The following is a 14,123-nucleotide window of genomic DNA, read 5'->3' on the forward strand; positions in this document are numbered from 1 at the left end:
AGCTGTAAGGTTAAAAACTTAGGCTCTTCCGACAATTTAGCGAAATTATAAAAGGGTGTGCGTTCGTTTTAGCTTCGCTGAGGGTTACACCGTTCTCAAAAACAAACGAAATGCTTCCTCAGAAGCGTGATTTAAGCAATATCACGCTTCTGAGGAAGCGTTTTTTTCAGTTCTGAGGAACTGAAACACAATGTTTCGCTAAAAAATCGGAAGAGCCAATTATTTTGCATTTCTTTGCATGTAAAACGGGGTTAAAACCAATTTATAATTCTGCCATTGGTATTGCCACCGACAATAGTAAAACACAAACAAACTTATGTTACATTGTATTAAACAACTTCAATTATTTTAGTTTTGCAAAAGCCCAAATTCTAAATCATCTTTAAAAAGTCATCTTCACTAATTACAGCTACACCTGCTTTTTCGGCTTTTTCAATTTTAGAACTTCCTGCTTTGTCGCCAGCCAATAAATAATCTAATTTTTTAGAAACCGAACTTGAAATTTTTCCTCCCAAACCTTTGATTTTTTCTTTTAGTTCTTCTCGCTCAAAATTTTGAAAAGTACCAGAAACTACAAATGTTTTTCCACTCAAAATTCCGTCTGTAATGACTGCTTTTTTCTCTGCTTGCTCAAACTGCAAGCCTGCTTTTCTGAGCCTTTCTATAGTTTCTATATTTTTTGGTTCATCAAAATAGGCTTTTACAGCTTCGGCTATTCGTTCTCCAATTCCAAATACAGCAGATATTTCTTCTTTACTTGCTTTGATGATATTATCAATAGTTGAAAACTCATCAGTTAATATTTCCGAAACTCCTCTTCCAACATATTTAATTCCTAAAGAATACAATACATTTTTAAAAGGTCTTTTTTTAGAATTTTCTATTCCAATAAATACATTATTTACTGATTTTTCTTTAAAATTAGGTAAAGCCAGTAGCTTTTCTTTGTCTAACTCATACAAATCAGCAAATCCCTTAATTATATCAGCATTCAAAAATGTTTGGGCTGTTTTGCTTCCAATACTGTCTATATCCATTCCATTCTTTCCAACAAAATGCTCTATTTTTCCTAAAATCTGTGGAGGACAACCATCTTCATTTGGACAATAATAAGCAGCTTCGCCTTCTTCTCTCACTAATTTAGTTGCACATTCTGGACAGTTTTCTATAAAAATAATCGGTTTTGCATTTTTTTCTCTAAGCTCCAAAACTACTCTAGTTACTTTTGGAATAATCTCACCACTTTTTTCTACAAAAACCGTATCGCCTTCGTGCAAATCTAAACGTTTTATTTCTCCTTCGTTATGCAGAGTAGCACGTTTTACAGTTGTTCCAGAAAGCTGCACAGGCGTAAGATTTGCAACTGGCGTAATTGCTCCCGTTCTACCTACTTGAAACACTACACTTTTGAGTTTTGATTGTGCTTCTTCTGCTTTGTACTTATAGGCAATTGCCCAACGTGGACTTTTTGAGGTAAAACCAAGTTCTTCTCTTTGATTTAAATCATTGATTTTGATAACCACTCCGTCGGTTTCATACGGCAAAGTAAAGCGTTTTTCTTCCCATTCTTTTATAAACTCTAAAACTTCTTGAATTCCATTTGCTTTTTTGTGGAAAGGAGAAACGGCAAAATTCCATTTTTCTAAATTTTCTAAAATACTGGTATGTGAAGTAAAAGATGTTCCGTAGGCATCATACACAAAACAAGAAAGTTTGCGTTTTGCCATTTCCTTCGAATCCTTCATTTTGATTGCGCCAGAAGCTGCATTTCTTGGGTTTTTCAAGAGTAAATCAGGAATTTTTCCTTCCTCCACTTCTTTTTCTTTTGCTCTTTCTACAATTTCTTGATTAAGAACTTCAAATTGAGTTTTGCTCAAATATACTTCTCCTCGTAATTCAAAATCAGTTGGTAAATCGTTTGAATTTTCTATTTTTAAAGGAATATCACGAATTGTTCTGACATTTGAAGTTACATCATCGCCTTGTGTTCCATCCCCACGAGTAACGCCCTGCGTAAAAATTCCATTTTCATAACGCAGCGAAATAGCCACACCATCAAATTTGAGTTCACAAACATAAACAGGATTATCAACAGTTTTTCGGATTCGCTCATCAAATTCTAACAGTTCTTCTTCACTATATGTGTTTGAAAGTGAAAGCATTGGATAGCGATGAACTACCGTTTCAAAATTACTTGTAATATCTCCACCCACACGCAAAGTAGGCGAATCTTGACGCTTAAATTGTGGATTTTCTTCTTCTAATTTTTTTAATTCTTCTAATAATTTATCAAATTCAAAATCAGAAATTTCTGAAATATCATTTTGATAATATTGAGTATTGTAATGATTGAGCTTTTCAACAAGGAAATTTATTCTGTCTTCTATAAGTAACAAATCCATATATTCTAGTGTAGGTATTTTTGGGAGATTTGGCAATAAATAGACAACGTAGGTCAAAACATACGTTATCATTGCTCACTCTAAAGAGTAAGACATATTTTCCCAAATTTACGATTTTTTTATTGCTTTTTTACTGATTTAGAAGCCATTTTTCGCCTTCTTCTAAATTTTTAAAAAAAGATATATGAATTGTTTTATAAATTTTCTGAACTGAAGAGGTGATGAGAGAAGTTGTCATTTTTTGAAATAAATTTTGAGATTCTAATAATGCCAAATAACATTCTCTTTCTTTGAGTTCTCTTCCATAACGAGGGACATAATTTGTTACAAACCAAGCTCTTGATTGAGGTGGGTCATATTCCAATTTTAAATAGTCAAAAATAGCGTGGCTATAATTTCCATCTTTGAACAATTCTAAATAGGTTTCGAAACCTTCTCTGTGTTCTTCAACCGTCAATCGTCCGATTAGATAGAGTTTCAAAACTTTCTTTTGTTTTGCTTCTTGATTTTCTGATGCAGTTTGGTCAGTTAGTGTAACTTCTTCTATTAAAAATGTTTTGCGTGTATTTTGGTAGAGCATAAATTTTGATTTAAAAAGGGAAAAAAGGGTACTAATTTAAAACTTCTTTTTTTTATAAAAGGTTTTATCACTCAATTATAGTCTTTCAAAAACCAGTCTATTTCATTGATATTTTGACTTGTTGTTTAAAAATATTTTCTAGTGGCATTGTTTAGGCAAACTATTTGCTTTTTTTGCTAAAAAATATCTACAACTCAAACTATATTCTATTATGAATCATCAAAATTTCAAGTTTTATTCTCTTTTTGCTTTTCTCTTATTTGGTGCTTTTGGCTGTCAAAATCAAGAGGAGGAAATAGCACCAAATCAAGATAATTTTAATGTAGATGCCCAAGAGCTAGTAAAACTAGTAAATGAATACAGAACACAGGGTTGTACGTGTGGAAATGAACAAATGCCACCTGTAGGAACAATTACTTGGAATGAAACACTTGCCAAAACAGCTTATCTTCATAGCAAAGATATGAATGATAAAAACTATTTTTCACACACAGGAAAAGATGGTTCAAGTGCAGGAGAAAGACTAGAAAGACAAGGTTATGATTGGAGAACTTATGGAGAAAATATTGCAGAAGGTTACACCACTGAAAAATCAGTTATTGAAGGATGGATAGATAGTGAAGGACATTGTAGAAATATCATGAATCCAAATTTTCAAGAAATGGGTTTGGGTAGAGAAAGCAATTATTGGACACAAGTTTTTGGAGCGCAATAATGATGATAGGATATGGAATTTAGGAAATGGAGATGATAAATTAGAAACAAATATAGAAATTACGCACTCTAATATTACGTAAGGTTTGTTTTGATAGTTTGATATGTGATTTTGTTTTTAAATTGATACCAATTTTTATATATTTTGGTTGTTACATATTCTTCTAGTGTTACTGTACCCTAATAGGGTTTTAACCCTGTTTTATAGATAGCTAAAAATGTAAATTTATTTTTTAGTCTTCTAAAAATAATCTATTTATGAAAATTTTAATTTTTATACTTTTTACTCTTTCATTTATTACTACTATGAAAAACCCACTTCTTATTTTTGATTTTAAAGAAAATGCTAATATTTCCAACTGGAAAATTGTTGATGATGTAGTAATGGGTGGTAATTCAAATGGAAATTTTTATCTTAATAAAGCAGGAAATGGTATTTTTGAGGGAAAAATTTCTTTAGAAAATAATGGAGGGTTTTCTTCGCTTCGTTATACATTTGATAGAGAAAAAATAGCAGGTTATAAAAAAGTAAATATTTATCTAAAAGGAGATAAAAAACGCTATCAGTTTAGAGTAAAATCTAATGGAAGCGAAAAATACTCGTATATTTCTTATTTTAAACCAACTGGAGAATGGGAAACTATTGTACTTGATTTATCAGATATGATTCCTGCTTTTAGAGGAAAACGACTTACAGAACTACCCAATTATCAAGCAGAAGAGTTAGCAGAAATCAGATTTCTGATTGGAAACAAAAAAGAACAAAATTTTAAGTTAGAAATAGATAAAATAGAATTGGTTGAGTAAAAAATGTTTTGCAACGATTTAGAAATAGATAACGTCTTGAATAAAAGGGTTAAAAAAACACAAAAAATAGATATAAATCTACATTTGAATTTTTAATCTTTCATTTCACTTTGCAAGTAACCAACTTTTATTTATCTAAAAATGAAAAATCCCATATTCTTTATCCATTTTATTCCACAAAAGATACTTCAATCAGTATTATTTGGAATGTTGCTTTTTAGCTTGACTAGCTGTTTTTATGTAGAAGAACCTTCACAACCTGTTTATGAAACAGAATATAGCCCTGTTTATATCAGTCGTCAAGACTTGAATAATTCTGTAAAATTTGAGAATGCACGTCCACTCAAAAAAACAGGCAAAATTTTTATGAAAGGCTCGTATGTATTTGTTGGAGAGCGTTATGAAGGAGTTCATGTTATCGATAATCGTAATCCTAGAGAACCTAAAAATGTTGGTTTTATTAAGATTGCAGGAAATGTAGATGTATCAACAAAAGGAAATGTTTTGTATGCTGATAATGCTGTTGATTTGGTAGCAATAGATATTTCAAATCTACCAGTTATTAAAATAGTGAAACGTATAGAAGGTGTTTTTTCAGAAGCAAACCAAGTTCTTCCACCCGACGGAGGAAACTTTGAATATGATGCCAGCAAAGGATATATTATTAATTGGATAAAGAACGAATAATTGATAATTTACTTTTTTAGTATAAAAAATAATCTAATTTAGAAAAAAATGAAAAATAATATATATATACTCTTTGCTTTTTTAGCACTTTCTCTTACTAGTTGTAATGAAGATGGTAATTTTTCTTCTGATGAATCAGCAGCAATTGGTAATGGAGGAAAAGGGGGGGCGTTAGCTCGTTTTACAGTGGTAGGAGACAAACTCTACACAATAAGTAATAATCAAATGCGAGTTTTTGATGTCCAAGACAACACAGATCCAACATTCGAACAAACAGTTGAATTGATAAATGGAGTCGAAACTGTTTTTCCTTATGGCGACTATCTGTACTTAGGAACTCAAACAGGAATGTTGATTTATGATATTTCAAATCCTTCAGCCCCTGCTTATACTTCTATGTACGAACATGTTCAGGCTTGTGATCCTGTTGTTGTGCAAGGAAACTATGCTTATGTAACTGTGCGTTCAGGAACTAGCTGTCGTAATGCAACACAAATAGACCAACTGGAAGTAATTAATGTAAGTGATCCTACTCAACCTTTTGCAGTCAATCAATATTCATTAGAAAATCCGTATGGATTGGGAATAGATAATGATTTGCTTTTTGTATGTGATGGTAATTCAGGATTAAAGGTTTTTGATATTGCTTTTACGCCTGACCAAATTCAACTTTTACATGAATTTAAAGATATAAAAGCCAGAGATGTAATTCCTTTTAATGGTTTACTTTTACTTATTGCAGAGGAAGGTTTTTATCAGTATCAATACAAGCCTTCTGGAGAAATGGAGTTACTTAGTCTTATTGAAGTAGAGAAAGAATAAGATGTATTAGAAATTTATTTAAGTAATAATTATTTTCCATAATAGTAGATTTATAAATCTATTGTTATGGAAAATTTAGTTTATTATTAGTAGTATTTTTTGTACATTTAGGTTTGTACTTTACATTGTTAAAGTTTGAATAATTTTATTTTCATCAAATTTACTATAATTATTTATGAGCCATTTTCAGTTTCCACTTCATCTTACTTTCAAAATTGCAACTTTTGCAAATGATTTTATTGCTACTGATGCAAACGGACAAACACTTGCCTATGTACGCCAAAAAATATTCAAGCTAAAAGAAGAAGTCAATCTTTTTACAGATGACTCAAAATCTGAATTAAAATATTCTATTAAAGCAGACAGATGGTTAGACTTTTCAGCTTCTTACAGATTTGAAGATGCTAACGGTAAAAATCTAGGTCGTGTAGCTCGTAAAGGCTGGCGTTCTATTTGGAAAGCAAAATACGAAATATATGATATTGAAGACAATCAAGATTTGATTATCGAAGAAGCCAATGCTTGGATAAAAGTAGCTGATTCGGCTCTAGGAGAAGTCCCTGTTTTAAACATGCTAACAGGCTATTTTTTCAATCCTAGTTATAATGTTAGTCGTCCGAATGGAGAAATTGTAGCCAAACTCAAAAAAGAACCTTCTTTTTTTGGAAGACGATTTAAAGTAGAAAAATTAATGGAAATGGAAGAAATAGAAGAAGAAAGAATACTTTTAGGCTTAATGATGATGATTCTTTTGGAGCGTAGAAGAGGATAAAAAAGAATTGTGAATGGTGAGTTATGAATGGTAAATTTGATTCATTAACAATAAACCTTTTATAATTTGAAGTTTTTAAATTAGAAATAAGTGATTAAAACCTCGTTGAGCGTTTCATTTGAACCTCAATGAAGGTTTTTGTTTCAAAATTGTAAGAATATGAAATCAAAAATCTTAGTTTTATTTGTTTTGTTTGTTTGTAGTTCTTTTGTGAAACCACTTCCATTCAATATTCATAAAGAATTAGAAGAAGCACAACGTATTGTAAAGGGAACAATTTTGAGTTATGATACAGAAAATATAATAATTAAATTTCAAAATAAGACTACTAATAAAATAGATTCTGCCGTTGTGGCAGGTGGATTATTAAATGAGTCTTCAAAAGAAATTGATAATAAGGTGTCAGTTAGAAATAAACTTACACTTTCAGGTAAGCTTCCTGCTATTGGAGAAGAAGTATTAATGGTAATTAGTGATAAAAATTATGTGAGATTATTTGCTTACGAAAAAAAAGATTATTACAGATTTTGGACTCCAATAATGGCAGGAAGTCTTTCTATATTTCATTTTGAATCTCCAGCATTACCAATTTTTCCAAATGATAGTTATTATAATGTAGGAGATGGAAGATGTTTTGACGGCTGCCTTTATCCAATAGATCAAATAGAATTAAGACAATAAAAAATAACATGAACGAAAAAATATTAGTATTCTCAACTCAAAAATATGCTTATTTTCAAGAAGCATTTATTAAAGAAAAAACTATTTTTGAAAAAGGAGAATTAGAATACAAACTTTTTCCAGATGGAGAATCGTATTACAGAATTTTATCAAAATTACAGTCAAAAGAAGCTGTTTTGATTGGTGGAACAGTTTCCGAACAAGACACTATGGAACTCTACGACCTTGCTTCTGGACTAGTAGATGAAGGTATAAAAAAACTAACGATTATTATTCCTTTTTATGGTTATTCCACTATGGAAAGAACTGTAAAGTCTGGCGAAATCGTTACTGCCAAAACTCGTGCAAGATTGCTTTCTGCTATTCCTCAATCCTATTCAGGAAACAGAATCATTATGGTAGATTTGCATGTTTCAGGTCTTCAATATTACTTTGAAAGAGGAGTTCATACTGTTCATCTGTATGCAAAACCCTTGATTTTGGAAGCTGCTAGAAAATTAGGAGGAAAGGATTTTGTGTTGGCTTCTGCTGATGCTGGTCGTGCAAAATGGGTAGAATCTTTAGCTTTTGATTTGGGAGTGGATGCAGCCTTTGTGTATAAGCGTCGTTCTTCTGGAAGTGATACAGAAATTACAGGAATAAATGCTGATGTAAGAGGAAAAAAAGTGGTTTTGTATGATGATATGATTAGGACGGGTGGCTCACTAGTCAATGCAGCTAAGGTTTATAAAGAAGCAGGCGCAGAACAAATTTTTGTGGTTGCTACCCATGGCGTTTTTCCAAATGGTAGCGTCAAAAGATTAGAAGAATCTAAATTGATAGAAAGAATTATTGTTACAGATACGCATCCAAATGCAAGAGCAGCAGCTCAAAAAACCGATTTTATAGAAATATCATCTATTTCAGACTTATTGATACAAGCTGTAACTTCATTTTAATACCTTTTTACCCACGAATTTATTCGTGGGTTTTATTATAGCTCTAATTTATTACTTCAAAAATTATCTTTGATAGTTCTGCAATAAGCGCATTATTTACATCATTGCTTTCATTCGAATTTTTAATAAAAATGGCTATTGCATAACTTTTTGTTGGTGTTACTACAATTCCAATATCATTTTCGGCTGCTTTAAGTCCAAACTCTTGCCCTTCTATTGGTTCTTTTCTAAATGAGCTTCCAGTTTTGTGTCCTAAAAGTATTTTTTGATTGTCTTGTGGCAAACCTGCTTTTATTTTATTTGCTCCTGTCTGAGTTTCTACCATTATCTTCCACAAAAAATCGTGGGTTTCTTTTTCTAGAATATTTTCTTGATAGAAATGTTTTAATAAAAGGACAGCATCAGTTGGAGTTGTTGTATTAAGATATTGATTATCAAAAGTTTCATGCATTTTTTCTTCACTGGCTGCGAGGGTTGTATATTTTAGACCTAATTTTTTGACAAATTTATTCGTTTTTTCTACTCCCTTTTGATTGTATTTTTGTCTAAGTTCTATGCTTTCAGATGCCGAAAGTTCATGCTTTGGCTTTTTTTCTTTGATTCTTTGCTCAGTTATATAGGCTTTTCCTCCTAAAAAACGAAACAGAATATCACAAACATTATTATCACTTTTCGAAACCATATAAGAAAGGAGTTCACTCAGTTTTATCGAAAAACCTATTTTTGTTTCATACTGTTCTGCATATTGTTTTTTCAAATCTTCTCGTAAAGGCGAATAGGTTTCTTCTAATAAATCCCATTTGGTAATAAATAATTCATCATTCAAATCAAATTTTCCTTTATCAACCTCTTTCAAAATAGCTAGAGCTAAATGAAATTTGTAAACACTCATTGTTGGGAATTTTTCTAAATTATTTCTATATAAATCATCTTCTGTTTTGTTATTTGAGTAAAAACTATACAATCCTTCTATATAATAATCTGAATGGCTCAAATCTACTACTGCAATTCCGATAGTCAGATTTAAGTTTTTCTCTTTTAAAATTGCATCAATAGAATCTTGATAACTACTAAACTGCTTAGTAATTATTTTATCATACTTTATTTTTTGCCCAAAACAAGCCTGAAAACCAAACAAAAACAGCAAACAAAAAAATAACGCTTGAAAATACATCTTCATAATTAAAATCAAATAAAAAGGAAATAAATTTTTATACAATTTTACGGCTTTTTTTTAAAATACCAGTAAAATTAACTATCTTAACTATACCAAATTAAAAATCTACTCTTATGAAAAATACTTTACTCTTATTCTCTTTATTGAGTTTCAGTTGCTTTTCTTCTTTTGCTCAAATAGATTCTCTTCAAAGTGAACTTTACAAATTTTCTTTAGATGAGCTTACCGAAACCGAAGAAAACCAAACAGCTATCAGTGTTGCATCAAATGTTAGCACCGATGAAAACAAACAGCCTGCTGCTGTAACTACAATTACTCGTGAGCAATTGCAACTCAGTTCTGCTCGTACACTTGCTGAGGCTTTAATGCTTTTTGTCCCTGGATTTTTTCTTGTTGAAGATCAAGATGACATGATTATGGGTTTTCGTGGTCTTGCCCCTGATAATAACTCAAAGGTAATGCTTCTCATAAATGGACATAATGTAAATACAGAATTTTTTTGGGGTCCTGCTGATGCAATTCTTAATAATACAAACTATGATTACATAGAAAGAGTAGAAGTTATTCGTGGTGCTGGTTCGGTTACACTCGGACAGGGGGCACTTTTGGGGGTAATAAATATCGTAACCAAACAAGGTGAGTTTGGAAAAACAGAAGGTCTTGCAAGAGCAAATATGACGGCTGGTGTTGGATTAAATAGAGCTTTAAATGGTAGCTTTGATGCTCAACTTCGCTCTGGAGATTTAAAAAGTTATTTTTATATTTCTACAAGTCGTTATCAAGGACAAGAACTTAGAGATGATGGTTGGGCAGCACAACAAGGAAATCAAGGTTTTGCAGGTGGGTCAGTAAAAGATGTTGGTCTTCGTCTTCGCAAATCAGAAAGTGTTTTGATGACTGGAAATATTGAGTATAAAAACTTCAAAATTGAAGCTACTTATACTGACCAAATACGTGATTTGTATAATTTTTATAGAGATAGAAATGTTTTTAATCAGACACTTACAACTATTACAGGTTCGTATAATTTTAATTTGAGCCAACACGCAGTTTTGAAAGCAGAAATGAGTTATGCTCAAGATAATTTTGCTCTTTTTTCTGTTATCGGAACGGCAATGGGAGGTACTCGTGAAGATCGTTTGGGAGGAAAACTACTTTTAAACCTCAATGAATTAGTTCCAAATAACAAATTAGCAATAGGAGTAGAAGCACGAGTTTTTCAGATGGGAAAAACTAATAATCAAAACAATAATTTTATAGCAAATAAAATTGGAGCTTTCGACCCAACAACAGCAAATCAAGTTTTGACAATGGGTTTTAGAAAAGACATACAAGTTTTTAGTTTTTTTGCAGAAGATTATTATACAGTTTCTGATAAACTAGAAGTCTTTGGAGCTTTTCGTTATGATAACCATCCTTTTTGGGGAAATAATATTTCACCTCGTGTAGGTGCTATTTATTCTCCTACTGAAAAATTTATTACTCGTCTTTCGTATCAAACAGGTTTTAGAGGTGCAGTAGGTTTGCATTACACAGGAGGATATAATGGTGATGGATTTTTGCGTGCTGATAATTATGGTCGTGTAAATGGTGCAGATATTCCAGTTTTTGATGCTAATGGAAATCCAACAAGTGATACAGAAAGAAATATTCCAACTGTTTTACCTGAAAGAATAAATGGAATTGAGGGTTCATTTACGTTCCTTCCTTCCAAAAAATTAAAATTTAATGCTGTTGCTTTTTATAATAGCATTACCAATGTAATTGATGTAGGAGTAATTTATCGTGATCCTAATGATGTTATTTTAGATGAAATTGGCACAGACAAAGCAGGAGATTGGAATGGGTTTTGGTATTTCAAAAATACCCCAGGAAGTTTTAATCAAGTAGGTTTAGAAACTTCAATGACCTATTCGCAGGATATTTTTAACTTAATTTTGTCGCATTCATTAGTTAAAGTTTTGGGAGCAACTGATGAACAAAAACAAATTGCACAAGGAGGAAATAGTATGTATTTGGCAGATGATGGCAATGAAAATTTGCATTTTAAAGCCTATCCAGAAAGTGTATTTCGTACCAATTTTATTGTAACTCCTATTTCTTCATTTTCTATTGGAATGAATGCACTTTATTATAGCAAGTGGTATTCACCTATTGGAACAGTTGCAGATGGAGGATTGATTGTAAACCTTTCTACACAATGGAACATAACAAAAACAGTTCAATGGGGAGTTTCTATAAAAAATTTACTTAATGAAAAAAATCTTTCGCCTATGAATAGTAATGCAGGAGGAGAAGATATTTCATCTGGAACGCCAGCTTGGGAAACCACAACAGGTTGGACTACCATTCGTTTGAATTTTTAGAGAATTACTTTTTTTCTTAAAAAATATTGAAATAGATTGATAATATTTGTCTGTTGGAATAATCAAACTCTTACTTTTTTAGTTTAATAGTAGACCAATACAAAAAACATTTGCTTTTAAAACTGCTCTAATTTTAGTATCTTGCTAAGAATAAAAGCAGAGTTCTGTTTTTACTTTGTTTTAAAGAAAAAAATGAAACCTGTTTTGTTCAAGATTCTAAATTACCATGTTTTCAAAAACTTTTTCACATAGAAATAAAATTAAAATTTGTTAATAAAAGAATATCAAAATTTTATTCTGTTTTATTGTGTATCGTTTTAGAAAATCAATTTTGTATTACCCTATTTCAGCTAAATAAAAATCACAAAAATTTATACAAATATGCTCTCTACCGACACAAGTATTTATATTGATGTTCAGCCAACAGCACATTCACGCATTACAGAATTAGACCAAGATAATATTCCTTTTGGTCGTGTTTTTTCTGACCACATGTTTATTGCTGATTATAAAGATGGAGCTTGGACAGATTTTAAAATTGTGCCTTATGGTAACCTTTCATTGAGTCCAGCAGCTTCGACTCTTCATTATTCTCAAACTATTTTTGAAGGAATGAAAGCGTTCTATAATAAAAAAGATGAAGTTGTTCTTTTCCGTCCAGAAGAAAATTATGAGCGTTTAATGCGTTCTTGTGAGCGTATGTGTATTCCTAAAATGAACAAGGAAATTTTTATGCAAGGACTAAAAAAATTGATAGATGTAGATAGAAAATGGGTTCCTAAATCAGAAGGAAGTTCACTTTATATTCGTCCATTTATCTTTGCATCTGAAGGTTTTTTGGGAGTTCGTCCTGCCGAAGAGTATAAATTTATCATTTTTACATGTCCTGTGGGCGCATACTATACACAGCCTGTACGTGTAAAAGTAGAAACTAAATTTGTTCGTGCTGCAAGTGGAGGAACAGGAAATGCAAAAACGGGAGGAAATTATGCAGCAGCTTTATATCCAGCTAAATTAGCACAAGAAGAAGGATATCATCAGCTTATCTGGACAGATGCAAAAGAACACAAATACATTGAAGAGTCTGGAACAATGAATATTATGTTTGTCATTGATGATGGAAGCAAAGGAAAAATACTTACGCCACCCGTAGGAGATACTATTTTGAATGGAATTACTCGCAAAAGTTTGGTTCTCTTAGCAAAAGATTTGGGCTATGAAGTAGAAGAACGACCTGTAACAGTAGCAGAGATAGAAGGAGCTATGAAAAATGGTAACCTAACTGAAGCCTTTGGAGTAGGAACAGCAGCCGTAATTTCTCAAATTGCAGCCATTGGAATAGAAGGTATAGATTATGAACTCCCTGCCATAGAAACTCGTAAAATAAGTAATCATATTTTGAAAGAATTAAAAGCCATTCGTTCAGCAGAAAGTGAAGACCGTTTTGGGTGGATGGAAAAAGTCTAATCTGAAATTATGAATGGTAAATTGTGAACGCATTGTTTTATTAGTTTAATTCAATGCGTTTTTTTATTTGTTTCTAAAAATCACTTATCTTTAAAGCAATAACATTCGTTTACTACTTTATTTAGAGAGATATACGAAAGTTTTTTTAAATAATTGAACGCTATTGCGTTTATAAACCAGTTGCTGCCATTTTAGTAGAAATCATTCACAGAAAACTATGAACAAGTCTGACGACAACACATTATTTGAATTATTTTTTCATAAAAGCAAAGAATACTATATTGACAAATTGATAAGCTATCAAACAGGTCAAAAATTTACCTTTAATGTTTTTGCATTTTTGTTCGGACTTTTTTGGTTTATATATAGGAAAATGTATCTACAAGCATTTGTGATTTTGCTTATCGTAGTAGGAGAAGGTTTTTTAGAAGTATTGTTTTTCCCTGATATGGACGAATCTACTATTAACACTGTTAATGTTGTTATGACAATCTTAATAGCTACAATTACAGGGTTCATGGGAAATTATTTGTATATAAAACACGCAGAAAGAGTAATAACAAATGCTCAACAAAAATATAATGACACAGAACAAATACATAAAATAGTCAAGCGTAAAGGAGGCGTTAGTTACTTAGTTTTTATTATATTAGCAGGTATAATCGCTTTAACTTTCCTTTATAATAACTTTATCCCATAGAAAACCACAC

Annotated in this window: 13 protein-coding genes; 10 read left to right on the top strand and 3 right to left on the bottom strand. The window is 31.4% G+C overall.

The genetic code is table 11. The features are described 5' to 3' along the window. Window positions 1-371: 371 nt before the first annotated feature. On the bottom strand, window positions 372-2,402 hold the full coding sequence (gene ligA / locus V9L04_RS20285) for an NAD-dependent DNA ligase LigA (RefSeq protein WP_338791759.1): 2,031 nt from the start codon (window positions 2,400-2,402) through the stop codon (window positions 372-374). Between the two features lie 130 nt (window positions 2,403-2,532). Then, window positions 2,533-2,982: a hypothetical protein gene (locus V9L04_RS20290; protein WP_338791760.1), complete on the bottom strand. Its 450-nt coding sequence runs from the start codon at window positions 2,980-2,982 to the stop codon at window positions 2,533-2,535. A 211-nt stretch (window positions 2,983-3,193) separates the two neighbouring features. On the opposite strand from V9L04_RS20290, the gene V9L04_RS20295 reads away from it, so the two are divergent. The 7 genes from V9L04_RS20295 (at window position 3,194) to prs (ending at window position 8,403) form a co-directional block, all read left to right on the top strand. After that, window positions 3,194-3,697: a CAP domain-containing protein gene (locus V9L04_RS20295; protein WP_338791761.1), complete on the top strand. Its 504-nt coding sequence runs from the start codon at window positions 3,194-3,196 to the stop codon at window positions 3,695-3,697. A gap of 257 nt (window positions 3,698-3,954) precedes the next feature. Then, window positions 3,955-4,503, top strand: a complete 549-nt coding sequence (locus tag V9L04_RS20300) for a CIA30 family protein (RefSeq protein WP_338791762.1) — start codon at window positions 3,955-3,957, stop codon at window positions 4,501-4,503. A 141-nt stretch (window positions 4,504-4,644) separates the two neighbouring features. Then, a complete protein-coding gene (locus V9L04_RS20305; protein WP_338791763.1) occupies window positions 4,645-5,190 on the top strand; it encodes a hypothetical protein in 546 nt (181 codons plus the stop codon). Between the two features lie 48 nt (window positions 5,191-5,238). Beyond that, window positions 5,239-6,012, top strand: coding sequence for a hypothetical protein (locus V9L04_RS20310; protein WP_338791764.1), 774 nt, complete (start codon window positions 5,239-5,241; stop codon window positions 6,010-6,012). Between the two features lie 175 nt (window positions 6,013-6,187). Continuing rightward, on the top strand, window positions 6,188-6,784 hold the full coding sequence (locus tag V9L04_RS20315) for a hypothetical protein (RefSeq protein WP_338791765.1): 597 nt from the start codon (window positions 6,188-6,190) through the stop codon (window positions 6,782-6,784). A gap of 159 nt (window positions 6,785-6,943) precedes the next feature. Then, complete coding sequence (locus V9L04_RS20320; RefSeq protein ID WP_338791766.1) at window positions 6,944-7,465, top strand: hypothetical protein; 522 nt, start codon at window positions 6,944-6,946, stop codon at window positions 7,463-7,465. An 8-nt stretch (window positions 7,466-7,473) separates the two neighbouring features. Continuing rightward, window positions 7,474-8,403 carry a ribose-phosphate diphosphokinase gene (gene prs / locus V9L04_RS20325; RefSeq protein WP_338791767.1) on the top strand — a complete coding sequence of 310 codons (930 nt, stop codon included), beginning with the start codon at window positions 7,474-7,476 and terminating at the stop codon, window positions 8,401-8,403. 43 nt (window positions 8,404-8,446) lie between these two features. On the opposite strand, the gene V9L04_RS20330 is transcribed toward prs, so the two are convergent. Continuing rightward, entirely contained in the window at window positions 8,447-9,583 is a 1,137-nt protein-coding gene (locus tag V9L04_RS20330; protein ID WP_338791768.1) for a serine hydrolase, read from the bottom strand. A 110-nt stretch (window positions 9,584-9,693) separates the two neighbouring features. On the opposite strand from V9L04_RS20330, the gene V9L04_RS20335 reads away from it, so the two are divergent. The 3 genes from V9L04_RS20335 to V9L04_RS20345 all read left to right on the top strand — a co-directional run bounded on the left by V9L04_RS20335 (window position 9,694) and on the right by V9L04_RS20345 (window position 14,113). Further along, complete coding sequence (locus tag V9L04_RS20335; RefSeq protein WP_338791769.1) at window positions 9,694-11,946, top strand: TonB-dependent receptor; 2,253 nt, start codon at window positions 9,694-9,696, stop codon at window positions 11,944-11,946. 381 nt (window positions 11,947-12,327) lie between these two features. Beyond that, complete coding sequence (locus tag V9L04_RS20340; protein ID WP_338791770.1) at window positions 12,328-13,413, top strand: branched-chain amino acid aminotransferase; 1,086 nt, start codon at window positions 12,328-12,330, stop codon at window positions 13,411-13,413. A 217-nt stretch (window positions 13,414-13,630) separates the two neighbouring features. Beyond that, window positions 13,631-14,113, top strand: a complete 483-nt coding sequence (locus tag V9L04_RS20345; RefSeq protein WP_338791771.1) for a DUF2628 domain-containing protein — start codon at window positions 13,631-13,633, stop codon at window positions 14,111-14,113. The last annotated feature ends 10 nt before the right edge of the window (window positions 14,114-14,123 follow it).

It is taken from the genome of Bernardetia sp. MNP-M8, from assembly GCF_037126285.1.
In the GTDB taxonomy this organism is placed as follows: Bacteria; Bacteroidota; Bacteroidia; order Cytophagales; family Bernardetiaceae; genus Bernardetia.